The sequence below is a fragment of the Granulicatella sp. WM01 genome (assembly GCF_004570605.1).
Classification (GTDB): Bacteria; Bacillota; Bacilli; order Lactobacillales; family Aerococcaceae; genus WM01.
The window spans coordinates 1-22,634 of sequence record NZ_SPPB01000009.1; the positions used below are offsets into that span (position 1 = coordinate 1).

At 34.0% G+C, this 22,634-nt stretch carries 22 protein-coding genes and 1 other annotated feature; of the genes, 2 read left to right on the forward strand and 20 right to left on the reverse strand.

Features of this window, described 5'->3' with window-relative positions; all coding sequences use genetic code 11:
• On the forward strand, positions 1-661 hold a 661-nt coding region (locus tag E4T68_RS02400; protein WP_167753779.1), incomplete at its 5' end, for a transposase.
• A 152-nt stretch (positions 662-813) separates the two neighbouring features.
• Here the strand turns inward: E4T68_RS02400 and E4T68_RS02405 are convergent.
• The 19 genes from E4T68_RS02405 to E4T68_RS02495 form a co-directional block, all read right to left on the reverse strand.
• Complete coding sequence (locus E4T68_RS02405; protein ID WP_135123760.1) at positions 814-1,323, reverse strand: YqeG family HAD IIIA-type phosphatase; 510 nt, start codon at positions 1,321-1,323, stop codon at positions 814-816.
• 4 nt (positions 1,324-1,327) lie between these two features.
• Entirely contained in the window at positions 1,328-2,176 is an 849-nt protein-coding gene (locus E4T68_RS02410; RefSeq protein WP_135123762.1) for a metal ABC transporter permease, read from the reverse strand.
• The gene (locus tag E4T68_RS02415) at positions 2,134-2,829 is read right to left on the reverse strand and encodes a metal ABC transporter ATP-binding protein (protein WP_135123764.1); all 696 of its coding nucleotides are present in this window, start codon (positions 2,827-2,829) and stop codon (positions 2,134-2,136) included. Before E4T68_RS02415 ends, E4T68_RS02410 begins: the two co-directional genes overlap by 43 nt.
• Positions 2,830-3,105: 276 nt before the next feature.
• Positions 3,106-4,056, reverse strand: a complete 951-nt coding sequence (locus E4T68_RS02420; RefSeq protein ID WP_135123766.1) for a metal ABC transporter solute-binding protein, Zn/Mn family — start codon at positions 4,054-4,056, stop codon at positions 3,106-3,108.
• A gap of 607 nt (positions 4,057-4,663) precedes the next feature.
• The gene (locus E4T68_RS02425; RefSeq protein ID WP_135123767.1) at positions 4,664-5,182 is read right to left on the reverse strand and encodes a GNAT family N-acetyltransferase; all 519 of its coding nucleotides are present in this window, start codon (positions 5,180-5,182) and stop codon (positions 4,664-4,666) included.
• Positions 5,183-5,205: 23 nt separating this feature from the next.
• Positions 5,206-5,913, reverse strand: coding sequence for a 3-oxoacyl-ACP reductase (locus E4T68_RS02430; RefSeq protein WP_135123769.1), 708 nt, complete (start codon positions 5,911-5,913; stop codon positions 5,206-5,208).
• Positions 5,903-6,163: a DUF2829 domain-containing protein gene (locus tag E4T68_RS02435; RefSeq protein WP_371682784.1), complete on the reverse strand. Its 261-nt coding sequence runs from the start codon at positions 6,161-6,163 to the stop codon at positions 5,903-5,905. Before E4T68_RS02435 ends, E4T68_RS02430 begins: the two co-directional genes overlap by 11 nt.
• Positions 6,164-6,285: 122 nt before the next feature.
• Positions 6,286-7,581, reverse strand: a complete 1,296-nt coding sequence (gene purB, locus E4T68_RS02440) for an adenylosuccinate lyase (protein ID WP_135123771.1) — start codon at positions 7,579-7,581, stop codon at positions 6,286-6,288.
• A 23-nt stretch (positions 7,582-7,604) separates the two neighbouring features.
• Positions 7,605-7,970 (reverse strand): glycine cleavage system protein H, encoded by a 366-nt coding sequence (locus tag E4T68_RS02445; protein WP_135123773.1) that lies wholly within the window; start codon positions 7,968-7,970, stop codon positions 7,605-7,607.
• Positions 7,967-8,317, reverse strand: a complete 351-nt coding sequence (locus E4T68_RS02450; RefSeq protein WP_135123775.1) for a Spx/MgsR family RNA polymerase-binding regulatory protein — start codon at positions 8,315-8,317, stop codon at positions 7,967-7,969. Before E4T68_RS02450 ends, E4T68_RS02445 begins: the two co-directional genes overlap by 4 nt.
• Before the next feature lie 10 nt (positions 8,318-8,327).
• Positions 8,328-10,430, reverse strand: a complete 2,103-nt coding sequence (gene mutL, locus E4T68_RS02455) for a DNA mismatch repair endonuclease MutL (protein ID WP_135123777.1) — start codon at positions 10,428-10,430, stop codon at positions 8,328-8,330.
• A 691-nt stretch (positions 10,431-11,121) separates the two neighbouring features.
• Positions 11,122-13,635 (reverse strand): GAG-binding domain-containing protein, encoded by a 2,514-nt coding sequence (locus E4T68_RS02460; RefSeq protein ID WP_135123779.1) that lies wholly within the window; start codon positions 13,633-13,635, stop codon positions 11,122-11,124.
• Positions 13,636-14,267: 632 nt separating this feature from the next.
• Entirely contained in the window at positions 14,268-14,633 is a 366-nt protein-coding gene (gene rplL / locus E4T68_RS02465; RefSeq protein ID WP_135123781.1) for a 50S ribosomal protein L7/L12, read from the reverse strand.
• Between the two features lie 69 nt (positions 14,634-14,702).
• Positions 14,703-15,203 (reverse strand): 50S ribosomal protein L10, encoded by a 501-nt coding sequence (gene rplJ / locus E4T68_RS02470; protein WP_135123783.1) that lies wholly within the window; start codon positions 15,201-15,203, stop codon positions 14,703-14,705.
• A 30-nt stretch (positions 15,204-15,233) separates the two neighbouring features.
• Positions 15,234-15,362 (reverse strand) — a sequence feature (ribosomal protein L10 leader region).
• Between the two features lie 810 nt (positions 15,363-16,172).
• On the reverse strand, positions 16,173-16,577 hold the full coding sequence (locus tag E4T68_RS02475) for a PTS sugar transporter subunit IIA (protein WP_135123785.1): 405 nt from the start codon (positions 16,575-16,577) through the stop codon (positions 16,173-16,175).
• A gap of 20 nt (positions 16,578-16,597) precedes the next feature.
• A complete protein-coding gene (locus E4T68_RS02480) occupies positions 16,598-17,431 on the reverse strand; it encodes a PTS system mannose/fructose/sorbose family transporter subunit IID (RefSeq protein ID WP_135123787.1) in 834 nt (277 codons plus the stop codon).
• A complete protein-coding gene (locus tag E4T68_RS02485) occupies positions 17,418-18,329 on the reverse strand; it encodes a PTS sugar transporter subunit IIC (protein ID WP_135123789.1) in 912 nt (303 codons plus the stop codon). The genes E4T68_RS02480 and E4T68_RS02485 overlap by 14 nt, the downstream gene beginning before the upstream one ends.
• Positions 18,330-18,369: 40 nt before the next feature.
• Complete coding sequence (locus E4T68_RS02490; protein ID WP_135123791.1) at positions 18,370-18,849, reverse strand: PTS sugar transporter subunit IIB; 480 nt, start codon at positions 18,847-18,849, stop codon at positions 18,370-18,372.
• Positions 18,850-18,851: 2 nt separating this feature from the next.
• Complete coding sequence (locus E4T68_RS02495; protein ID WP_135123793.1) at positions 18,852-20,645, reverse strand: beta-galactosidase; 1,794 nt, start codon at positions 20,643-20,645, stop codon at positions 18,852-18,854.
• 135 nt (positions 20,646-20,780) lie between these two features.
• On the opposite strand from E4T68_RS02495, the gene E4T68_RS02500 reads away from it, so the two are divergent.
• Positions 20,781-21,494 (forward strand): GntR family transcriptional regulator, encoded by a 714-nt coding sequence (locus tag E4T68_RS02500; protein WP_135123795.1) that lies wholly within the window; start codon positions 20,781-20,783, stop codon positions 21,492-21,494.
• 84 nt (positions 21,495-21,578) lie between these two features.
• Here the strand turns inward: E4T68_RS02500 and lacD are convergent, their stop codons facing one another.
• The gene (lacD, locus tag E4T68_RS02505) at positions 21,579-22,568 is read right to left on the reverse strand and encodes a tagatose-bisphosphate aldolase (protein WP_135123797.1); all 990 of its coding nucleotides are present in this window, start codon (positions 22,566-22,568) and stop codon (positions 21,579-21,581) included.
• Positions 22,569-22,634: the final 66 nt, after the last annotated feature.

The window sequence follows — 22,634 nt, forward strand, 5'->3', positions numbered from 1 at the left end:
GGTTAAAACGATTACCATTGACATGTCTTTCCCATATATATCTTTTATAAAGACATATTTCCCAAATGCGGCTATACATATAGATAAATTTCATTTGGTTCAAGCTTTAACTCGTGAATTAAACCGGTATCGGGTTAGTGTTATGAATCGGTATAAAGTTCATAATCGCCCATTATATAATCAATTCAAAAGATATTGGAAGTTATTTTTACTATCACCAGATAAGTTAAATGCACAAATATATACTAAAATGCCCCTATTTAAAACACTAACAAACACACAAAATATTGTGACTTATTTATTGTCGCATGATGAAGTGTTGAAAAATAGTTACGAGTTGATGCATGATTTACTTGAAGCGATTAGACAAGGAGATAAATTGCAGTTTGATGAGCTATTATTGTCAGCAAGAAATCAGTCTATTGCGCTTGGGTTACGCCGTCAGATAGGCACATTTAAACGATTATTGCCTTATATTCACAATACATTCAATGCCCCACAATTATCAAATGGATCTATTGAGGGATTAAATAATAAGATTAAAGTATTAAAACGGAATGCTTTTGGCTATCGGTCATTTACTTATTTTAGAGCACGTATTTTGTTAATGCTAAAATTGTTTTCTAGTGATGAAAAGACTGTTATACACTTAAGTGCATAACAGTCTCATCAACCCTATTTGACATAGAACCACATAAGTTGATGAAAGCCCATAAAATTCGCTATTTTTTGTGTACACTTATCTTTTTCACTGATGATATTATCTTATGTTTACTCATATTCTCTAGTCTAGTGTATAGTATCAACTTTCCATTATCGCCAATTTAAATGATACTTACGGCATATATACCCTAGCACTCTTTTTTCTATATTACGAATGATTTTTGTTGCAAACAAATCTTTTTTACCTAAAGACTTGACTAATATTGTGCGTATTCCCATACGATTTCCTGCCAAAATATCTGTAAAGAGCTGATCTCCAATAAGAATACTATACTCTTTTTTTGCTTGCACACACGCCATTGCTTTTTTTAACCCTAATAACGTCGGTTTTTTTGCATTGGCTACAAACGGAATACCAAATGGTTCAACCAATGTCTGCACATGTTTTGTCGTATTGTTAGACAAAGCAACAACCTCAATATGTTTTGCTTGCAATGCTTTGACCCATGTTTGCATATCTTGATTATGAAACGGATTATCCAAAGCGATTAACGTATTATCCACATCAATAAAAATCGTTCTAACACCGAGTTTTTGAAAATCTTCAGGAGTTAACGTCACAATATCTTTTACTAGCCACATTGGTTTTAATAGTTTCATCTGACTATTCCTCCATATTTTTTTGGTGTTCTTTATTTTGCACTAACCATTTGTAAAGAGCCATAATTAAAGTAACACCAATTAAGATACACACGAAAAGCAAAGTAATCGTTGCCCCAGGTGGTGTGTCATAATGATAAGATGTGTACAGCCCACCAAACATGCCAACAATACTAATCATCATTGCCCACAAAATAACACTCGTAAAGTTTTTGGCAAAGCGCATCGCAATAGCAGTTGGTAGAATAAGAATTGAGGCAACAAGCAATGCTCCAGCAATCGGCATCATCACACTAATGGCTAATCCAACAATAACTGTAAACAATACAGACATTAAACGAACAGGAAGTCCTGTTGTATAGGCAGTGTCCTCATCAAAAAGTAGTACATACAAAGGTCGTTTAAAGATGCTATATAATAGTGCAATCGTAAATGCCAATCCAACTAAAATAACCACTTGCTCTGATGATACAATAACAAGAGAACCAAATAAATATTGCTCAACTTTCAAACTATTTGCTCCTACTGGTTTAAGATGCATTAATAATAACGCTACCGCCAACCCTGTTGCCATTAAAATAGCAACTGAAACCTCTGAATAGGACTTATACACTTGTCTTAAATATTCAATTAATACTGCTGCAACAACAACAATTACCATTGTCATCAAAGTAGGCGATACATGTAAAATCAATCCTAAAGCAACACCCGAAAGTGAAATATGTGACAATGTATCAGCCAACAAAGACTGCCTTCTTAACAACAAAAGTAGCCCAATAATCGGAGCCATAACGGCAATACAAAGTGCTGCTACGAACGCTCTTTGCATGAAGTCATACTGAAACATCTCCATGGCAAATTCTCCTCTCTGACTAAATGAATATGTTTGTCAACGTACGTGTCTAATAATCCATCTTCGTGTGTGACCATCAAAACAGCTTTTTGATGATGTTGACAGCTATGTTTCAACAAATCATAAAATTGTTTTCTAGACTTGCTATCCATTCCTGTTGTCGGTTCATCTAATATGAAAATATCTGGATCTGTCGCAAATAATCTCGCCAAAAAAATACGTTGTTTTTGCCCACCAGATAAATCTCCAATTTTTTTATGTCGCATCTCCCACATGCCAACAGATTTTAACGCCTTTTCAATATGTTCTTTATCATGTGCATCTAACTTTTTAAACCATCTTCCGTTTGGATAGCGTCCAGATGCCACCAATTCATACACTTGACTAGGAAACCCTACATTGAACGAGGCAATTTGTTGTGGAGCATATCCGATCAACATCTTTTGTCCAAATTGATTTTTAGTTTGAACCACAATTTGCCCTTGCTTTACTTTCAATAAACCTAAAATTAATTTCAATAACGTAGACTTGGCCGCTCCATTTTCTCCTGTCAAAATGACAAATTCGCCAGGATTTACAGTAAATGATATATTTGTTAGCACTTGTTCTTTGTCATAAGCAAATGCAACCTGTTTAACATCAATATAACTCATTTTTCTCACCTTCCAAAAATAAGGCGAGGTAAAAGGAATTAAATAAGGCGAGCAATATAGATTTCTTCACTCACTTTCCATATTTAACCCTTTTCTCAACCTTTCACCTTATTATAACAGATAAATTTCACTCACTAACGCAGAATGCTTAAATAGCTATCCATTCCCTACATCTTACTTTTAGCGTTGTAATGTTTGTTATACCAACCCCCAAAAGTTGATATTATCTTATTTTCTATTAGCCTAATACACTAGGAAAATGTTTACCACATTATACTACTTCAACGTTGTTTTTAATGCCTGAATATTTTCTTTAAGCATCTCTAAATAATCTTTGCCATCAACGGCAGTTTCCATTGTATACAGTTGCTCGATACGAACCCCCGTTTGACTAGCCACTGCTTGTGCGATTACACTAGATTGTGCTGCCTCAACGTAAATAGCAGATAACTGATGTTCTTTAATTTCATCAATAACTTGTGCAATTGCTTGTGCAGAAGGCTCTTGATTTTGCAATCCAGTTACCGTAATTTGTTCCAAATTATAACGTTCTGCAATATATCCGAATGCTTCATGTTGTGTCACAAATCGTTTTTGTTGCACACTTTTTAAAGTATCGTATTCTTTAACTAGAGCATCTAATTTTTCTAGCAATTGTTTTTGATTGTTTTCATAATCTGCTTTATGTTCTGGATCTACTTGAATTAACGCTTGTGTAATTGTATTTACTTGCGTTTTCGCTAATGTTGGATCTAACCAAATATGTGGATCTACACTATGCTCATGTTCTTCATCGTGTTGGCTGTTACTTTCACCGTGTTCATGTTCATGATGCTCACTCTCTATAAATTCAACATCTTTTCCAGATGCCACAAACATGACTTTCTTATCAGAACCTAAGCTCTCTTCAATTTTCTTTGCCCATGTTTCCATATACTCACTACTATAGATAAATAAATCTGCTTTATCAATATCAGCAATATTTTTAGCACTTGGCTCATAATCATGTGGCTCTATATTACCTTGAATAAGCATACTAACCTGTGCATGCTCTCCAGAAATTTCTTTTGTCATATAATAGACAGGATAAAAACTCGTTACAACAGATAGTTTTGTCTGTTGATGTTCAGTAGAATGTGTTCCTTGTTCAGTTATTTTTTGTTGATTTTGGCAAGCTGCTAAGCACAACACTAATATCGCCAAAATAGACTGCATTATTTTTTTCATGATATGTCTTCCTTTATGTATAAAATATAAACTGACCAACTACAATACACTTTGTAAATTGGAAAGATTACGATTTATAATATCATATTATTGTATCCTTGGCAATATGTTTATACGCTATTTTTCCAGACACCTATTATTATCCCGTTTATTCTTTTCACATCAATCATTGAAACGTCTTTTTATACTCAGTTTAATACATGGCATTTTACTCAAATCAAAGACATGTCACATCTTACTTTTTCGTCCTATTCTTACATCAAACTCTCTGTCATGTAAACTCAACTAGAGAATACCCACAAGATACATCAACACTTTTAATGTAACATTAACACCACATACAAATTTTCAAAAAAATGACTTTACATGTGGACGTACAAATACCACATTTTTTATCTGATATAAATATGCCTCTATGCATCTCTAATCCCCTAGCTATATCCTTTAAAAAATGATTTTTATGCACACTAAAAATCCTCCTGCACAACCAAGAGGATTTTTAGCAAAGGGGATATATTAATGAAAAAATATTTAGGGTTTTTACTTTACTCGTTAAAGGGTTTCCTTTAACTTGTCTAAAGTATATAAGTTATACCTTAAATTATGCTTAATCTAAAATTTTTTCCATAATGTAGTCTATTTGTTCATCTTGACCTACCCAAAATGAATGTGAGCCATTTTGTTTAAATCCTAAAGACTGATAAAATGCAATTGCTGGTTGATTATATTCCCAGACACCTAACCAAATTTTAGTTTTCCCAAGTTCTTTTGCTTTATTTACAGCATGATTGAATAATAATTGACCTAAACCTTGTCGTTTAAAAGGCATACGAATATAAATACATTCTATTTCCAAAGTATCCTCTCCCATAGGTTCACTTTGGGCATCATCGCAATTTAACTTCAAATACCCTGCAACTTGTTCATCTTTATAAATCAAATATACCCACGTTTTTTCATTTTGTAAACTATTTGTTAATTTTTCAATAGTATATGCATTTTGCAAATGGTTCTCCATATCTTCGGGAGTATTAAATTCACCGAAAGTATCTTTAAACGTTTCTTGGCATACTTGTTGTAACAACTCCACCTGATTTAATGCACATTCTTTTATGTCAACACACATTAATAACCACTCCTTTACATTGTTTAACTTAATGACCAACCACCATCTAGCACTAAAACTTGACCGTGCATAAAACTGGCTTGCTCTCCAGCCAAAAACAACGTAGCTTGTGCAATTTCAATAGGCTCCCCCCATCTTTTTAACGGAGTTTGTTCGGCTACCCATTTGGCAAGAGCACCGTCCCCTGCAAAATCCTTAGCTGTCATTGCAGTTTTAATGGCTCCCGGAGCTAAGGCATTAATTCGAATACCTTTAGCAGCATAATCATACGCTAGTTGCTTCGTGTACCCCACAACAGCATGTTTACTCGCCGTATAGGCAGCACCTCCACCACCTGCCAGTAGTCCTGCAATAGATGCCATGTTCACAATAATTCCACTTTGTCTCTCTAACATACTTGGCAATAGATGATTTGTGACCAAAAACATACTCGTCACATTTGTATCTATAATTTTTTTCCACAATTCTAAACTTGTGGAGTCACTTGGCAAGTAATCGTCCAAAATACCTGCACTATTCACTAAAATGTCAATAGATGTTGGCAATTGGTTAACCTGCTCTACACATGTTACATCTGCTTGAATATGTGTGTAGTTTACATGACAAATCTTTGCATCTTGTTTATCCACTCCGACAACACATGCTCCATGCTCTAAAAATAATTCCGCCTGAGCTTTCCCGATACCAGAAGATGCTCCTGTAACTAATACCGTTTTACACTTAAACATCATCTTCTACCACAATCCAGTCTGTTGCAAATACATCACAAACAGTTGGATTGAACATACTATAATAGCCACTTTCTGTTTTTATCACTAAGTATGGTGTTGATTTATCTACATGCGGCAAAGTATCTTGTTTTTGAATGAACAATTCTCCGCCTTTCCAACCTGTTCTTACCACCTTTTTGCCTGCTTTAATCAATGGCAAAATGTCCTCAAAACTCATTTTTTCTTGCATACTCTTTCCTACCTGTTCCAATTTTGTTTGATAACATGTCTATAAGGCTAGCACATCCCTCTAAATTGCTACATTAAAGGTATGCACTAGCCACTAAACGTGATAAACACCGATTTTTTAGTTTGACTGCATTCAATCCAATATTAGTTTAACCCTACACGTTCAAAAATAGTATCTACTCCACTCAAATGATAATGATAATCAAACGCATCATCTAAATCTTCTTTAGTTAACACCGCCATAATCTCTGGTTGATTTTCAACAATTGGACGGAATGCAATTTGATTATCCCATGCTTTTGCTGTGCATGGTTGAACCAAATCGTAGGCTTGTTCTCTACTCATACCTTTGTCAATTAATTTTAATAACACACGTTGAGAATAAATAAGTCCAAACGTTGCGTCCATATTACGTTTCATGTTTTCAGGGAATACAGTTAATTGCTTAACAATATTTCCAAAACGATTCAACATATAATTCAACAATGCTGTGCTATCTGGTAAAATCATGCGCTCTGCTGAAGAATGCGAAATATCACGTTCATGCCATAAAGTCACATTTTCAAAGGCTGTTACCATGTGTCCACGAATGACTCTTGCAATACCTACCATATTTTCTGAACCAATCGGATTACGTTTATGAGGCATAGCTGAAGATCCTTTTTGACCTTTAGCAAAAAATTCCTCTACTTCACGTGTTTCTGATTTTTGTAATCCACGGATTTCTGTGGCAAAATTTTCAATACTCGTTGCAATTAAGGCAAGTGTACTCATATATTCAGCATGTAAATCACGTGGCAACACTTGTGTAGAGACTTCTTGAGCACGAATACCTAATTTTTCACAGACATACTGTTCAACAAACGGAGGGATATTTGCAAAAGTTCCAACTGCTCCACTAATTTTTCCTGCTTCAACGCCTTTAGCAGCACGTTCAAAACGTTCAATATTACGTTTCATTTCAGAATACCAACGTGCCATTTTCAAGCCAAATGTTGTAGGTTCAGCATGTACGCCGTGTGTTCTTCCCATACATACCGTGTATTTGTGTTCTAACGCTTTCTCACGTAAAATTTCTAAGAAATTAGATAAATCTTTTCGTAAAATATCATTTGCTTGCTTTAATTGATACCCATAAGCTGTATCAACAACATCAGTACTTGTTAATCCGTAGTGTACCCATTTTTTCTCTTCACCTAATGATTCTGATACCGCACGTGTGAACGCCACAACATCATGGCGTGTTTCCTCTTCAATCTCTAGAATACGTTGAATTGTAAATGTTGCATTCTCTCTAATTTTTTGAACATCTTCCTTAGGAATTTCGCCTAAAATTGACCATGCTTCATCTGCTAATATTTCAACTTCTAACCAACTTTGATAACGATTTTCTTCTGACCAAATTTTAGCCATTTCTGGACGTGTATAACGTGCTAACATACTTTAACCTCTTTCACTAATTATTATTGTTGACATTGATGGCATAGACCATCTGTTTGATTTAATGCTAAATATGCTTTTTCTAGATCACCAGATACTTCAACTATCCAATTATCTTCTAATTCTGGACTGTTCAATAACTCTGGTTGTTCACTTAATCGTTCATGAATAGCAGTAATTTTCCCATTGTCCATAGGTGCCACTAAATCGCTCACAGCCTTAGAGGCCTCAACTGCAATAAATGGCTCTTGTGTTGAAATTGTATCTGTAGATACTAATTCAAAAAAACTAATATCTCCTAAATCGTCTTGTCCTTTAGCAGATAATCCGATACGATACCTATTATTTTCAACAGGCTGGACCCAAAATCCATTTTCACTATATCTCATGTTAACCACACCTCCTCTAAAATAGTTTCATTTGCACCAAAAGATACTCTATCTCCACATATCATCACTGGGCGCTTAACAAGCATACCCTCTGTAGATAACAAATGTGCAATTTGCTCATGTGTCATATCTTTTACTTTTTCTTTCAACCCTAACTCACGATATAACTGTCCTGATGTATTCATCATTTTCGTTAACGGCACACCTTTTTCTACTTGCTGAATAAAAAATTCACTACTAGGGGCTTGTTGACGAATATCAACACTTTGATACGCTATATGATGTGTATCTAGCCATTTCAATGCTCTTTTACATGTTGAACATGTTGGATGTGTATACACTTGCATAATAATCTCCTTATCTATCTTGAATACGTTTAAACATTTTTTCCATATCCGTATTTGTCAAATGGATTAAAACTGGCCTGCCGTGTGGACAATTATATGGATTTTGGCATAATGATAAGTCAGCTAATAACGTTCTAGCTTGTTCATCATCTAAATAATGATTGGCTTTAATTGATTTCTTGCAGCTCATCATAATCGCTGTATCCTCTCTAAATTTAGCAATAGATACACTGCCTGTATCTAACAATGTTGCAATCAAATCTCGAACAGTTTGCTCTACATCATCTTTTATCCATGTTGGGTGCTCTTCCAATAAGAAACTATTTTGTCCAAAATCTTTAATATATAAATGAATATCCTCTAATTGCTTTTGCAATTGACAAATCAACATATATTCATTTGCTGGATAATGCAGTACAATCGGCACTAATAAGCCTTGTTGTTGGGTACCTACTTTCCCAATTTCTACACGGTAATATTCATATTTTATACGTTCTTGAGCAGCATGTTGATCCACAATATATAATCCATGTTCATTTTCAGCAAACAAATACGTTCCATGCATTTGTCCAAAATAATGCAATTCAGGAAATGTGTTTTCTTTTTCTAGCTCGTCATTGCATCTTAGTACTTTGTGTTGTTCTTGCACCTCTCCTAAATATTGTCCAGAATGCTCCACTTCGTTTGGTTCTGCATACTGGATAGAGTGCTTACCATTTTGTGTTGAACTTTGATTAAAAGGCTTATCTCCGTTTAGATCTACACATTGATCGGAAGAGCCTGTACCATGTTGTTTTTCATGCTGGTTGTATTGCTCCTTTGTCATCTGTTGACATTGTACCACTCCATTTGAGTGTGCAAACTGGTTTTCTGGTAGGCTCTTATTCTGATGATCGTAGTAAACATTCTGTTCAGAAATGAATTCCTCGTTTTTAAGTTTATTTTGATATTTAACATCATTAACTAGAGGGTAATCTTCCTGTTGTATTAATTGTTCAGTTCGAGTCAACAAGTTATCCACTACGGTTTCTGGACGATTCATATCTGAAGCAGTGTGTGTGTCAAATTGCAGCTGAACTTGTTCTACCTCTGTTGAAAAACGTTTAGGTAAACTAGAGGGAATTCTAACAGTAGTATTCATGACTTGACTAATAGCCTCTTTAATGAGCAGTGCCAACTCTTTTTCCTGACTGATACGCACTTGCTGCTTAGTGGGATGAACATTTACATCAACTAAACTATAATCCATCTCAATATTTATCACCGTAATTGGAAAACGTCCAACCATAAGTTTTGACTCGTATCCGTCAATAATCGCATTATTGATGGCATAGTTTTTAACGTATCGTCCATTAATAAAAATCGACATATAATTTCGATTGGATCGTGTTAATTCCGGTAAACTTGTAAATCCAGAAATCTTAAAATCTAAATTTTGATGACTAAATGCTTTCATGCTACGAGCAATCGCTGGTGTATAAACTCCGGCAATAGTCTGTTGAAGCTGTCCATTTCCAAGCGTTTTTATTAAACGATGCCCATCACTCAATAACGAAAATGAAATGTGTGGGTGTGACAAAGCTAGTCGATTGATTAAATCTGCAATATTCGCTGTTTCTCTTTGTAAAGAACTAACAAATTTTAATCTTGCAGGTGTATTGAAAAATAACTGTTCCACACTCAAACTCGTTCCTTTTCTAGCTGAATGAGCACGATGTTCCTCAACTTTCCCTGCCTTTAAATACACGTATGTGCCTATATTATCTCCAGTAGATGTTTCTAATGTCATGTGAGAAACAGAAGCAATACTTGGCAATGCTTCTCCACGGAACCCTAATGTTTTAATACGGAATAAATCTTCTCTAGAATACAACTTACTTGTTGCATGCCGTTTGAATGCTATCAACGCATCTTCCGGTTCTATACCATCCCCATTATCAATGACTCGAATTTTCTTTAATCCCGCTTCTTCAATGATGACATCAATCTGTGTACTATGTGCATCAATAGCATTCTCTACCAATTCTTTAACTACTGAAGCAGGTCTTTCAACAACTTCCCCTGCAGCTATTTGGTCAGCTAATAAAGCAGATAATTCCTGAATTTTCGCCATACTTCACCTACTCTCTCATATCATTGTTCCAACTTCTTCACAATACTTGCCTGTTATAAAACAGATATACCTTACAAACGAAAAGATATTCTGAACACTTTTTTTAAGGTCAGCCATGCTTAACTGCTTACTCTATTATTGGAGAAACATTTTTTGGTAAGCATCTTGTAGCATACATATATTGGTTAGTACAGTATCCACACAATTGGCTCCTTTCCCTCTATTATAGCAATATCTATAAAAAATGAACACAAAAAAGTATTTATTCTGTCATCTCACTTAATGTACATTCTAAACACATATCTTATTACAAATTAACATACCATGCAACACAGGACAAAATCCTTTCGTTTATGTTGTGGGCTTAAACGTCAATTGCCGCTCGACCATTCAACATTCGTATTTACTACAACTCAATAACATTTTTTAGTTTAATAGACTAATACATTTATCACTATATTGTATATAACATTCTTTTTATAAAAGATTCCACCTTATATAGCACCGTTTCCAAACATGACTGAACTCATTATAATTCTACTTGTTATAAAAATAATCGTGTTGACGAGATAAATGTTCGTCAACACGATTAATCAAAACAGGAGTCCCTGCTTATTATAAGTCAAAAGAATGTATATCATATTCTTGACATTCTTGATGATTTTTATACTTTTTATTTTTAATAATAGTATTATCTTGCTCTACGACGGCGAGTTCTTCTTAAAATTACGCCTGTACTTAACATCATTCCACCAACAAATGGTAATGCACTTTGTTCAGTTCCTGTCTTAGGTAACATATTATTAGACATTTCATCTTCCTGAGAATCTTTTTTAGTTTTATCTTCCGACATATCGTCATGTTTAGGTGACATCATACCTTGGTCGCCTTTATCCTTTGGCATGTCATCACGGTTTTGTGGCACCATTCCCTTGTTATCGCCCTCTGGTTTAGGCATCATGTCTTTGTCACCTTTATCCTCTGGCATATCATCATGTTTTGGTGGCACCATTCCTTTGTTGTCGTCCTCTGGTTTTGGCATCATGCCGTGATTACCTTTATCCTCTGGCATATCGTCACGTTTTGGTGGTACCATTCCCTTGTTATCATCTTCCGTTTTAGGCATTTGTACCTTTTTAGTACCTATTTCAACGAATTGGTCTACTACTAGTTTTGTTACCTTTTCATCAACTTTTTCTCTGGAAAGAACTTTATCGCCTTGTCTACGTACTTTATATGTTACTGTACGCTCTCCTTTTACGCCCATTTGTTTTAAATTTCGTGTACCTTGTGGCAAATCAGGATTTTCAATTTCTTTCACTTGATAGTCTACTTCAACTGTTTCTGTTTCAATACTCTCTACAATACTAGGAACAAGTGGTGTTGAAGGTTTTAATTTACTGAAGTATTCCTCTATTTGCTTACGAATGCTTTCAATAACTTTTGGAACAAATGTTCTATAATCTTTGTCACCAGATAAAGTAGCTTGTTTCAATGAATCAACTTCACTTTGTAATCGGTTAGCCAATACAATTGCTTCCATACCACCGTTTTTAAAAAGATTATCAATTAACAGTCTAGCTTCCTGTTTCCCATTTTCTATAGCTTGTAAGTATGCTGCGTAGTCTTTTTCATACTCTTTAACTTTATCTCTTGCTTGATCAAGGAATTGCTCTGCCAGTCCATCTACAGTATCATCAATGATCATAATAGCATTTTTGATTTTAGCTAAATCGTCTAATAATTTATTTACCAACGGTTTTTTAGAAACTTCTTTTTCTAAATCAGCTAAAACTTTTAAAACTTCCTCTTTTTTGTCTATAATTCCGACAATGCGTTTAATCTCATTCAACGCTTTACTAGCAACATTCTCTACATAATCACGTAGTCCACCTTCTAATTCAAGACTACCATAGTGATTATCTTTTGTTTGTTTTAACCCATTAGTAAATTCTTTTTCAATACTTGGTCTATTTGGATATTTTTCTCTGTATGGTACTACTTGACGTGTAAAAAGCTCTATTTTAGATTGAAGATGCACTTCTTGTAAATCCTTATATAGCTTTTCAAGTTCTGGGTCTAGTAAATTTAGGTAATTTGTATTCTTTGCATTGTCAATTTGTGTCAATCTACCTTTTCCCAATACAGAAACATGCTTCCATAAATATTTTTGCATTTTATAGTCATCTTTATCTGGAGCTTCAGGTAATTTATCTATTTCAGCTAAAGTCATTTCAAATTTTGTTCTTTCAGCTGTAAGTAATCTAATCAATGCCTTACGATTTTCTCTTTTTGCATCTATCAGTAACAAATTCGCATTATTTATAGCATTATATGGAGCTAAACTATCTAATGCTGAATTATAATGAGCCTTATGTTCATTTGTCAAATAAGATAATTTTTTAATCTCTTCACGAATTTTTTCGACCGTTTCAAAAGTCAACTGATCACGTTCTGCTTCTTGTTTAGCTTCATTTAAAATATTTGTGATTTCATCTTTAGATGACACATTATCTAATTGTTTTAAATATTTATCTTTCTCTCTTAAATAAGGTAATTTATTGACTTCATCTTTCGCTTTTTCAATGTCTGCTTGCAATGCTTCTCTTTGAATATTAGCCACATCTTTTTTAAATTGGTCTAAAATCTCTGTTCTAACTTTTCTTAAACTAGTTTCTTTTCCAATGATTGACTTATATTTATCTTTAAGAGATTGAGGTGCATTGGATTGGTCAATTTCCATTATTTTTTCAGTCTTACGTTTCTCTAATGCATCGGCATAATTCGCTTCCAGTACCGGTTTAAAATCATCTACTGTTTTAAATGATTGATACTCACCATTCTCATAAATTAATCCATAATTAACAAACTCAATCAAGGTTTGTTTCAACAGTTCTTCTGATGAGTTAGCATCAGCAAATCTCTCTGTCAAATCTGCACCTGGTGCATCACCAATGTTATCATTATAGTTACCATAATCGTCGTCAACTAATTCTTTAATAGTCTGATACATTTTTCTGTATTCTTCAATTCTTGACTGTGCAACGGACTGCACTTCTACTGTTTCATTATCAGCATATACAGTAACGCCATTATACATACTTGCTCCAAATAAAATGGCTGCAATTGCAATGGATCCAACGCCCAGTTTACCTTTCCGAATAGAATATTTTAACATTTTATGTTTTTTATTATCACTATACATAATTTTACATAAGTGGTACTCTTATCCACTTTATCTCCTCTCGTCTTTATTATTAACGTAGAAAACATTACCCATTTTCCACAAATAGATACTGCTCCTTTATGTAATAGCATACCAAAACAACCTATACTTATCGTGACATATTTATGTTTTTTACGTATTTTTTAAGCTAAATACGTACCAGAAAACTCAAAATATTCTGACAACACTTTTAAAACCTATCATAAAACTGAATAAACATTCAATTTCTTTAACACTAACAAAAAACTTCACATCACGTAAAATTCATGTCATAAATCAAGAAAATATCTAGCAATATATTCCAATTTTTAAACTCAAAATTTCACGCCAAAAAACGCATAAAATCATTACCTTCTTTGATATAAACTATTTATTTGTCCAGTTAATAAATCAGAACTAGAAATAACAAAAATTGCGAAAAATCTTCATTTATAAACGAAGATTTTTCGCAACTTTAAACATATCACTTCAAACGATGCTTAACTTTTTCCTCTAATTATTTTTGTATAACTCAGTGGAACACCTCTATTTTGCTCCAACAACATTTGATAAAAACAAAAGAACCGAGTTCTTTCTTAGAACTCGGTTCTTAAAGGTTAGTTGTGACACTATTATTTTAATGTTACAGTTGCTCCAACTTCTTCTAATTGAGCTTTCAATGCTTCTGCATCGTCTTTTGATAAACCTTCTTTAAGGATTGATGGAGCACCATCTACTAATTCTTTAGCTTCTTTCAAGCCTAAACCTGTTGCTTCGCGAACAACTTTGATTACTTTGATTTTGCCATCTCCAGCGCTTGTTAACTCTACATCAAACTCAGTTTTTTCTTCTGCTGCTGCAGGACCTGCTGCTGCTACAGCTACTGGAGCTGCTGCTGTTACGCCAAACTCTTCTTCAATTGCTTTTACTAAATCGTTTAATTCTAAAATTGTTGCTTCTTTAATGTCTGCAATAATTTGTTCAATATTTAATGCCATTATAAATTCCTCCGAATGTTTTTATTTTTTTATACCCATATTTGTATAGGAATGAATAAAGAAGTTCTATTATGCCACTTCTTCTTTTTGCTCTGCAACAGCTTTGAAAACCAATGCAGTATTGCGAACTGGTGCTTGTAATACTGATAACAACATTGACAACATACCATCGCGATTTGGTAAAGCAGCTAAGGCTTCTACTTCCGCTTTTGAAGTTACCTTACCTTCAACGATACCAGCTTTAATTTCTAGTGCTTCTGCTGTCTTAGCAAATTCTGCAATAATTTTTGCAGGCGCAACTGCATCTTCATTGGAAAACGCAACAGCAGTTGGTCCAATTAAAGCCTCGTCTAAACCTTCTAAATTATTAGCTGCTACAGCACGGCGTACAATACCATTTTTTAATACTTTAAATTCTACACCAGCTTGACGTAATTGAACACGTAAATTAGTTACTTGCTCAACTGTTAACCCTAAATAGTCAACAATAACAACTGAAGATGCATCTTCAATTTTCTTAGCTACTTCTTGAACTAATTCAGCTTTTTTAGCAATAATCGCTTCACTCATGATTTCACCTCCATTAAATTTGGGATAAGACTTTTCATAAAAAAAGCCCTACATCACCCAAGACATAGAGAAATACAGAAATATTCCGAACGTAATCTCCCTCGGTAGGATATTAAGGAAAACTCCACCTACTGTCTTTGGTAGCTTTATAACTTTTACCATTCTACAATACACTCTTCTAATTGTCAATAGATTTTAACGAATAATCATTAAAATCATGCATACTCATATTTTATAAAACAATTAATACAAAAAATATACATTATAAATAAGTCATAATACACCTCAAATGCTATACTCTTTTTTACAAACTAACGATAACCAATATAATCATTGGACAAATATAACTACTTCTTATGATTATGTATGTAAATTTATACGCCATTCTAAAATTGGCATACCTACTCCATTTCATGTAAAAAAACACTGTATCGCGTAAATTTCACTATTTTACATTACTATCTAACCAGTTTTAGTGAAACATTAATAAATCAAATAGTCTATCGCTAACCAAATAAGCAGTCATTCTCATCAACAAATTTAAGATATATACATGAATATTTAAATCATAATGGAGTACCTACTTTATTTAAAATGATTTTTCACATATTATCTAGCCCTTTATCATATAGATAAACATTTACCTTAAATCTCTTCATTTTGACTTAGACAAGCTGCTTATCCCATAAATCATAAGAAAAAACAGAGGACTTATCACATAGCATTGATGAAAAAATAGGTTTTCCTCACTTTCTTATATAAAAACAAAGAACCGGGAAAGACATTTCCAAATAACAGAACCTTCGGGAAATCAACGTTGATTCCTCAAAATTTTAAAACTATCGCTTCAGACAATGCCTAACTCCTTTTACTTCCTTTATTGTACACACAAAAAATAGCACGAAACCAACCATTAAACAAATTGATCTCGTGCTATTTGTATGTTAAATCCTAAATAATTGACCTTGTTTACTCATCATCGTCATCATCTTGAGCATTCAATAATGCATTAACATTAACTGTATTTGCTTTAGCATTTTCAGCTAAATCATCTGATGAACCGACCAATTCATTATTTAAAAACGCAATAACCATTGGCATATTCATTCCTGCATATAAATCAAATTTAGCTCCACTCATCAATAAACGTGATGCCACATTACAAGGTGTTCCTCCCATTAGATCAGCCAACACTGTATACTCTTCTAAATTAGCAACTGTGTCTTCAAATTTCTTTTGAAAATCTTCAGCACCTTCTGATGGTAATAAAGCAACTGTATGGATAATCTCTTGAGGCCCCATAATCATTTCTGTACTTCTTTTTAATTCCTCACAGAATGTTCCGTGACTTACTAAAATTAAATGTTTTCCCATTAATGTTCTCTTTTCTTAAATTATTTAGATAAAATAACTGCTCCATTGAATGCGTAATGACCAATTGCACTAACTGCAATGATGATACCAATAACGATGAAAATCGCTTTTGTTGAGCTCATTCCTTTTTTACCTAATAACCAATAAATACCACCTGTTACTAAAGCTGGCAATAAGCGTGGTAAAACCATATCCAAATAATTTTGAATATTGATTTTAACTCCGTACACTTCAGGAACAGCTGCAATTTTAACATTAACCATTGTTGCTACTAAGGCACCAACCATGAATACACCCATTACAGCAGCAGCATCTGTTAAAGCAGTTAAACGAGATTGCATTGTAGTCACTAAACTAACGCCCTCTTTATAAGCAATCTCCAATTGAATCCAACGGAAAACGTTGATTAACATTGCTACAGCTATCCAAATGAACACACCTACTGGAGAATTTGAAACTGCCATATTAGCCGCCAAAGCTCCACAAATCGCTGGAACAATAGAACCGAATAAAGCATCACCAATTGAAGCAAATGGCCCCATTAAACCTGTCTTAATCCCTGAAACAGCTTCTTTAGCAGCAACACCTTCTTTTTCTTCTAGAGCTAAATCAATCCCTGTAATAACAGTATGGAAGAAGTTAGATGTATTAAAGAATTGTGCGTGTGTTTTCATCATTTCTTTTAATTCAGGTGTTCCATCTCCGTACATTTTACGTAATTGAGGCAAGATAATGTATAAATAACTTGACCCTTGCATACGCTCGTAGTTCCATCCCCATTGGAATGTAAACAAACTACGACGGTTAATTTGATTCATATCTTTTTTTGTTAATTTATAATTAGATTTCGTCATCGTCGATTTCCCCCTCTGTTGATGCACTTGCAGTAACTACTTTTGGAGCTTCAATAGCTTTTTTGAAATGCAATGTAGCAATCGCAAAACCGATTAGAGCAATAGTTAAAATTGGTAAACTAGTAAATACGCCACCAAAAGCACCTACTTTTTCAGCAACTTCTTTAGGTAATGCACCAAATAATTTACTTACACCGTTACCCAATGTACCTGCATAACTAAATAGTGTTGTAAATAATGCTGTAATTGTAAATCCTGCAATTAAATATGGGAAGTGTTTTTTCACTGGTAAATAACGTAATAAAATGGCAAAACCGACACCTGGTAATGCACCACCAGCTACAGTTAACCCTTGAACTAACCAAGGCAATTCACTATTCATATATTTTGTTACTGACTCTACAACATTTACACCAAAACTTAATGCTAAAAATACTGGTAAAGCACGAGATAATGCCCAAGGCAATGCACCTAGTAAATAATTACGTTCAATTCCTTTATAGTTAAAATCTTCAATGTGTTTATCAATACGATGTGCAAAATATGTTGTTGTGAAACGTCCTAACACGTCTGTTTGAACCATTAACGCAGCAACAGGTACTGCGATTGTAGCAAGTGCTACTTCCGGTTTCATATCTGGAATTGCAATTGAGAAAGCTGTCGCTAAAACTGCACCTGATGTAGCATCAATACGAGAAGATCCCCCAAATGTTCCTACACCTAGCACTGTTAACTGTAAACTTCCTCCGATGAATAAACCTACATTCAAGTCCCCCATAATTAAACCAGTAATAAAACCTGCAAATACTGGTGAACCAGCTGATGACACAATAGTCAACTCATCTAAAATTTGATAACCTGAATACAATGTCAATAATACAATTTGCCATATTTGCATGACAATATCCTCCTTTTCCCCTGTGGGTTAATATTTTTTATTATTTATTTAATAATTTCATGAAATCCTCTGCTGCGTCATTTGGAGTCATTTGAGCAATCAATTTCACCCCTTTCTCATGCAATTTTCCAAAGACTTCAACATCAGCATCCACAACGTTGATAGATCGTGTAATTGAACGTGTTTCAGGTGTTTGTGACATATTTCCAACATTAATCTCTTCAAGAGATACACCTGCTTCAACTAATTTCAAGAAACGATCTGGTTTCTTAGCAACAATCAATACTCTTTGTGCATCATATTTCCCAGCTAAAATGTTAGCTGCGGCTTTTTCAATAGGCAATACACTTAATTTCACACCTGGTGGTGTGGCTAATTTTAATGCTTGCTTTCCAATATCATCAGTAGCCACTTCATCATCAATAACCATGATACGAGAAATATTCAATTTACTCGCCCATAAATTAGCAACTTGACCATGAATTAAACGTCCATCAATTCTTACTGCAATAATACTCATTATTATTTTTCCTCCTCATTTGCATACTCCAAAATGATATGCTCTTTTTTCAATGTAATATTTTCTTTATATTTTCCTTCTGTTTCAAACACAATAACGGTGTTTTCTCCCTGTTTTAACAATCCACTTGGCACATATAGTGTCATAAATGGGCCTTTTTCCCAGTATCTGCCTACATTAAATCCATTAACCCATACAAACCCTTTACCAAAGCCACTCATATCAATGAACGTATCTTTTACTTCTTCTATATTAAACTCGTAGCGATAAAAGCTAGGTACACCCTCATGCCACTCTTTTGAAAAATCAATGTTTTGGCTATTTTCAAAAGGTAAAAGATATTGCTTCCAATTTAATAAAAAGTGTAAATCTGCACTCACTCCAGTACGAATACCTTTATGCTGCGTATGAGCCAAATACTTATGCCCATAATTCACTCGTCCCATATTTTCAACTAACACATCTAATTGATGATTTGTTTTACGTATTGATTCTACTAAAATATCATCACCAATCTCATCACGATACTGCGTAGTTACATGCTTTTCGTTTACAAAAAACTGAACACGATCACTAGCATCAATCACACGGTAACGCTCTACATCAGCATCTACTAAAGTATTCGTTCGATATAAAATATATCCATACTCTTGAGATAAATCCTCCATTGTTTGTGGATACACACTTTCTTTTACTTGTGCAATATCCTCAATCACACTAAACAGACTGACTTTGTTTGATAAAGGAATTTCTTTTTCCTCCAAACACTCTTTATAAAGGGGTTTATCTTGTTTTAAATGTGGATAATATGTTTGCAGCATATCATATACAGCAAAATATTTTTTCGTAGGATTTCCCTGCTCATCTAATAAAGCATCATAATCGTATGAGGTTACTTGTGGTAAATCCTTTTGTTTCCTAGCAGAGCATCCATTCATAAACCCGAAGTTTGTTCCACCATGGAACATATACAAATTGATACTTCCTAAATCCATTGTTTCTTTAACCGCTTGTGCCAATTCTTCAGGCTCACGTCTAATGACAGTCTCACCCCAACGATTAAACCAACCGTCCCAAAATTCCATACACATTAACGGCCACTTTTTATGATGTTCATCAAAAAACACTTGCATATCTGCGAAATTTTGAGTTGCTTTTGATCCGAAGTTTCCAGTCACCAACACATCGTCTTCAATTAAGCTCCCTGCTCTCAACGTCGCTCTCCAAGGTCCATCGGATGTAAACAAAGGCATCTCAAGACCTCTATCTTGCATGAACTTTTTAATTGCTCTTACATATACCTTATCTTGTCCATAGGAACCGTACTCATTTTCGACTTGGAACATCAAAATATTTCCACCGTGATGTAATTGATGAGGAACTAATTTCGGTAGCAACACATCATAATAACGTTCAACAGCTTTTAAAAACAATTCGTCACTTGAACGAGGACGCATATCTTTTTCCGATAATAACCACGCAGGCAGTCCACCAAATTCCCATTCAGCACAAATATATGGTGAAGGTCTTACAATGGCATAAAGCCCTAAATCTTGTGCCATATCTAAAAATTTTTGCACGTCTAATTGACCTTCAAAATAAAATTTACCTTTTTTAGGTTCATGTAAATTCCAAGGAATATACGTTTCAACAGTATTAAATCCTAACGCTTTTAAGTTAAATAAAGAATGATACCAATCACATGGATGAACTCTAAAATAGTGGATAGCACCAGATAAAATTTTAAATGGTTTACCATCTAATAAAAATTCTTCTTGAACATCAAACACACTCAATGTATATACACCCCCTTATCATCTGTAAACGATTTCCTCGTCATTTGTATATTAATATAAAAGAATTTATTTGTCAATCCCTAAATTTTAGTTTATAATACTTAATGCTCTAATATAGAAAAGGAGAATGAAAATATGAAATTACCAAAATATCAACGCATTTATAAAGATTTACAACGTAAAATTGAAATGGGTGCATTTGAAAATGGAGATAAATTTTACACAGAACAAGAATTAATCAACATGTATGACGTTAGTTCCATTACAGCCATTAGAGCATTAAATGAACTTGCTAAAAACGGATATATCGTTAGAAAACAAGGAAAAGGATCATTTATTTCTCGCTCAAGAAAACATAGACGTATCGTCTTTTCAGATATCGAAAAATTTGAAGTAGGATCAGATAGTGTAACAGTTCTTTCAATGACCAAAGGAAATGAACCGGATATTCTTAAAAAATTAAACTTATCCTCACATGACTTCTATTTTTGTATCATACGTACAAGAGAAGCCAACGGTGTAAAATACTTATACCATAAAACATACATTCCTGAGAGATACATTAAACCAGAGGTTGACAAATCTTACTACGCCTCTATTTATGAACGCTTCAAAGAAGACTTTGATATTCACATGACTAATGAAATCTCTACTGAAACTAATGAAATTTTATTCCCAGCACCACATGATGTTATAGACGGTTTAGAATTAACATCCCAAGAACCCGTAGTGTTACAAATTAGAACAACTCAATCTTCCTTATCAAGACATGTTTTTGAGTATATTGAAACCTACAAAAAATGGGATTACTATAAAATAGAACTACTATCTAATCCTACTTTATATTAACTAAAACCCTTTCAATCATTCGTTTAATAAATCCTAATAGCCACAAATAATAACGTGGCTATTAGGTTATTTTTTACGACTTCATTACTCTACAACAACTTTGTCATGCCATGAACTTGCCGTTTTCGTTAATACTGCATTTAATTCTTCAATATTTTTACGTCCTTGACTTTCTAGCCATGACACAGCTTCATCTTGTCCTTCTAAAACAAATGGTTTAACACCATGTTGCCATGTTGCACGTCCACATAATACACCATTAAACGTTGAACCTGCTTCTTTAGCAAATAATAATGTTTGTTGGAATAATTCAGCAGACACACCTGCACTCAAGAAAATAAATGGTAAATGTGTCACTTCGGATTGTTGTTTAAAGAATTGTTTTGCCTCTGCTTGAGTATATGCTATCGGTCCATCTGTAAAGCCCTCTACAAATTTCATATTAACAGGTACTTCAACTTTCAACACATCCACTTTATATTGAGGTTTGCTAAATTCTATCATCATGTCATTTACTTTATGAGGTTTTACTTTAGCATACTCTAAAGAAGATGTATCTGATTGATTAGCATCGTATGACACTAACTCTAAATAGAATGGAATATCTTCTGCAGCACACTCGCTACCTAAACGTTCAACAAAAGCATGTTTAATATCATTGATATGGCTAGCTTCATCAATATCGTAATACAATAGGAATTTAATTGCATCTGCTCCTTGTTCTTTCAGACGTAAAACAGACCAATCCTCCAATAGATCTGGTAGACGTCCTGGTACAGTTGCATCATATCCAGTTTTTTCATAAGCTAACAATAGCCCTGCTTGAGCATCTCTATTTTTAGCAGCAGGCAAACCATACTCTGGATCTAATAAAATAGATGATGCATAAGGTGTTAAATGTTTAGACACCAAAACTTTAAACTCTGAAATTGTTTGTTCTGTAGGCTCTACATCTAAAGCACTAACCATTTTTTTCAATGCACCACGTTGGTCAATAGCCAAAGCACTAATAACACCCGCTTCGTTAGATAATCTATCCATAGCAGCTTTTTTATTTTTTGTTAAATGTAACATATAATTCCTCCTCTATATTGCGTGAGATTTTCCCACTATATTATTCACTAAGGGTATAAAACGTTT

What these genes read in the sequence shown, in the direction of transcription:
- E4T68_RS02410 (WP_135123762.1), bottom strand. Translation starts at nt 2,176, where the DNA reads ATGGAGATGTTTCAGTATGACTTCATGCAAAGAGCGTTCGTAGCAGCA.
- rplJ (WP_135123783.1), bottom strand. Translation starts at nt 15,203, where the DNA reads ATGAGTGAAGCGATTATTGCTAAAAAAGCTGAATTAGTTCAAGAAGTA.
- E4T68_RS02500 (WP_135123795.1), top strand. Translation starts at nt 20,781, where the DNA reads ATGAAATTACCAAAATATCAACGCATTTATAAAGATTTACAACGTAAA.
- E4T68_RS02475 (WP_135123785.1), bottom strand. Translation starts at nt 16,577, where the DNA reads ATGGGAAAACATTTAATTTTAGTAAGTCACGGAACATTCTGTGAGGAA.
- E4T68_RS02480 (WP_135123787.1), bottom strand. Translation starts at nt 17,431, where the DNA reads ATGACGAAATCTAATTATAAATTAACAAAAAAAGATATGAATCAAATT.
- E4T68_RS02405 (WP_135123760.1), bottom strand. Translation starts at nt 1,323, where the DNA reads ATGAAACTATTAAAACCAATGTGGCTAGTAAAAGATATTGTGACGTTA.
- rplL (WP_135123781.1), bottom strand. Translation starts at nt 14,633, where the DNA reads ATGGCATTAAATATTGAACAAATTATTGCAGACATTAAAGAAGCAACA.
- lacD (WP_135123797.1), bottom strand. Translation starts at nt 22,568, where the DNA reads ATGTTACATTTAACAAAAAATAAAAAAGCTGCTATGGATAGATTATCT.
- E4T68_RS02490 (WP_135123791.1), bottom strand. Translation starts at nt 18,849, where the DNA reads ATGAGTATTATTGCAGTAAGAATTGATGGACGTTTAATTCATGGTCAA.
- E4T68_RS02420 (WP_135123766.1), bottom strand. Translation starts at nt 4,056, where the DNA reads ATGAAAAAAATAATGCAGTCTATTTTGGCGATATTAGTGTTGTGCTTA.
- E4T68_RS02445 (WP_135123773.1), bottom strand. Translation starts at nt 7,970, where the DNA reads ATGAGATATAGTGAAAATGGATTTTGGGTCCAGCCTGTTGAAAATAAT.
- E4T68_RS02485 (WP_135123789.1), bottom strand. Translation starts at nt 18,329, where the DNA reads ATGCAAATATGGCAAATTGTATTATTGACATTGTATTCAGGTTATCAA.
- purB (WP_135123771.1), bottom strand. Translation starts at nt 7,581, where the DNA reads ATGTTAGCACGTTATACACGTCCAGAAATGGCTAAAATTTGGTCAGAA.
- E4T68_RS02425 (WP_135123767.1), bottom strand. Translation starts at nt 5,182, where the DNA reads ATGTGTGTTGACATAAAAGAATGTGCATTAAATCAGGTGGAGTTGTTA.
- E4T68_RS02450 (WP_135123775.1), bottom strand. Translation starts at nt 8,317, where the DNA reads ATGCAAGTGTATACACATCCAACATGTTCAACATGTAAAAGAGCATTG.
- mutL (WP_135123777.1), bottom strand. Translation starts at nt 10,430, where the DNA reads ATGGCGAAAATTCAGGAATTATCTGCTTTATTAGCTGACCAAATAGCT.
- E4T68_RS02430 (WP_135123769.1), bottom strand. Translation starts at nt 5,913, where the DNA reads ATGATGTTTAAGTGTAAAACGGTATTAGTTACAGGAGCATCTTCTGGT.
- E4T68_RS02415 (WP_135123764.1), bottom strand. Translation starts at nt 2,829, where the DNA reads ATGAGTTATATTGATGTTAAACAGGTTGCATTTGCTTATGACAAAGAA.
- E4T68_RS02460 (WP_135123779.1), bottom strand. Translation starts at nt 13,635, where the DNA reads ATGTATAGTGATAATAAAAAACATAAAATGTTAAAATATTCTATTCGG.